Below are 2,359 nucleotides of genomic sequence, written 5' to 3'. Positions count from 1 at the left end.
GCAGAAGCGGGCCGCCGTCACTGTCGGACCAGACAAAGTGTCCGCCGAGCGGTCCGCGCAGCTCGACCTCGTCGCCGACTGCCGCGACCTCGTGGAAGAATGGCGAGACCTCGCCATCATCGAGCCTTTCGATCGCCAGCTCGATCGTCTCGCCGGCTTCCGGCGCCGAGGCAATGGAGTAGGAACGGCGCGCCTGATAGCCATCCGGCGCCGTCAGCCTGACATCGACATGCTGCCCGGCACAATAGGCGAAGGGCCGTGACGGCCGGAGAAAAAAGCTGGTGACGCGCGGCGTGCGCTTTTCGATGCGGGTGATGGTCACCGTCTGCCAGGGCGATTGCGCCGCCGGCCCGTCGCTCATGGATCGCCCGTATAGCGCTGCTCGCGCCACGGGTCGCCATAGATATGATAGCCACGCAGTTCCCAGAAACCTGACTCGTCGCGCTCGGTGAACTGCAGCCCGTTCAGCCATTTGGCCGACTTCCAGAAATAGAGATGCGGAACCAGCAGCCGCGCCGGGCCGCCATGGTCCGGCGTGATCGGCTTGCCTTCGTAAAGCAGCGCCACCATCGCCTTGCCGGCGGTGAGGTCCTTCGTCGGCACATTGGTGGTGTAGCCGTCGAAGGACAGCGCCAGCGTGAAGCCGGTCGGCGGCTCGATGCCGGCATCCGCCAGAATATCGTCGACCAGCACGCCTTGCCACGCCGTGTCGAACTTGGTCCATGCGGTGACGCAATGAATGTCGCGCGTCATCTTGGTCAAAGGCAGCGCGTTGAACTCCGTCCAATTCCACTTCTTGATCGGCCGCGGTCCGTGCTTGAGCATGAACGACCACTCCTCGGTGCGCACACGCGGCGTCGGCCCGGCCGACAGCACCGGGAACCCTTGCTCGAGATACTGCCCCGGCGGGATGCGCGCATCCGCATCCGTCGGGGGCTTTCGTCCTGAAGAGAAGCCGCGGGTGACCATCGAGACAATCCATGCAGGTTGAAGCCAACCTGCGCTAGTCTTCTCGAAGATGCTCTGACGGGCAACCGAAATCTTGGCCGCGACCTCGCGCCAATGCGCTTCAGCCGGCGGCGAAGGGCACGGCGACGAAGATCTGCGCGTCGCCCCGTTCGACGAGCAGGAGCACGGACTTCTTGCCAGCCTTTCCGGCCTGCGCGATCGCCTGGTCCGCCTGCCTGGCGTCCCTCACCGGCGCCTGATTGACGGCGATGATGATGTCGCCCGGCTGGATCCCGGAAGCCGAGGCCGCCTTGTCAGGATTGACGCTCTCGACCAGCGCGCCGCGCTGGTTGGGCGCCAGGTTCATCGCCTGTCGGACATCCGGGGTGACGTCCATCAGGCCGAGGCCGATCGCAGGAGCACGAAGGCCTTGCTGTGCGGACGGTGTCTCTGGTCCGCCGCCGGCCGATGCCGTCTCCACATCGTCTCCATTGCGCCCGACATCGACGGAAATCTTCACATTCTGCCCTTTGCGCCAGACACCCAGCGTTTCCGTCTCGCCGGGCGAGACATCGGCAACGGCACGCGACAGGTCCTTGGGATCCTTTATCTGCTGACCGGCGAAGCTGGTGACGACGTCGCCGGTCTCAATCCCGGCTTTTGCCGCCGGCGAGCCGTCGCTGACCTCGGAAACCAGCGCACCGCTGGGCTGACCGAGGCCGACGGCGCTCGCCACGTCGGGCGTCACCGGCTGAATCTGGACGCCGAGATAGCCATATTGGATGGAGCCGCCCTTCATCAGCTTGGCGACCACCTTTTGCGCCTGGTCCGACGGGATGGCGAAGCCGACGCCGACGCTGCCGCCATTCGGCGAAAAGATCGCCGTGTTGATGCCGACGACGTTGCCGCTCACATCCATCAGCGGACCGCCGGAATTGCCGTGGTTGATCGGTGCGTCGATCTGAATGAAGTCGTCAAACGGCCCGCTGTGCAGATCGCGGCCGCGCGCCGAGACGATGCCTGATGTAACCGTGGTGCCGAGGCCGAACGGATTGCCGAAAGCGAGCACCTGGTCGCCCGGCATGAGCTTGTCGGAATCGCCCCATTTGACGGTCGGCAAAGTCTTGTCGGATTTGATCTTGAGGACAGCGAGGTCGTTCTTGGCGTCGCGGCCAACCAGCTCGGCGGGAAGCTCGGTGCCGTCGTCGAGCGTCACCTTGATCGACGTGGCGCCGTCGATGACGTGATTGTTGGTGACGATGGTGCCGTCGGCTGCGACAATGAAGCCGGAGCCGAGCGCCTCTGCGCGAGGCGCCTGCTGCTGCGGCGGGGTCCTGGGGCCGGGCAGCCCCTGGTCGCCGAAGAACTGGCGGGAATAGGCGTCGAACGGGGAGCTGTCGCCGAAGGGAGC

General features: G+C 65.4%; 3 protein-coding genes. All 3 read right to left on the bottom strand.

Features of this window, described 5'->3' with window-relative positions:
- Positions 1–361, bottom strand: a 361-nt coding sequence (locus tag EOC93_RS33295) for an FAD-binding oxidoreductase (RefSeq protein WP_245461609.1), incomplete at its 3' end; no start/stop codon positions are given.
- Positions 358–969, bottom strand: coding sequence for a molybdopterin-dependent oxidoreductase (locus EOC93_RS33290; protein WP_127206732.1), 612 nt, complete (start codon positions 967–969; stop codon positions 358–360). The genes EOC93_RS33295 and EOC93_RS33290, both read right to left, overlap by 4 nt.
- A gap of 100 nt (positions 970–1,069) precedes the next feature.
- On the bottom strand, positions 1,070–2,359 hold a 1,290-nt coding region (locus tag EOC93_RS33285), incomplete at its 5' end, for a DegQ family serine endoprotease (protein WP_164759393.1).

The sequence above is a fragment of the Mesorhizobium sp. M6A.T.Ce.TU.002.03.1.1 genome, assembly GCF_003997275.1.
GTDB lineage: Bacteria > Pseudomonadota > Alphaproteobacteria > Rhizobiales > Rhizobiaceae > Mesorhizobium > Mesorhizobium mediterraneum.
Note: the sequence above shows the minus strand (reverse complement) of the source record. Positions and strands in the feature narration are given on the sequence as shown.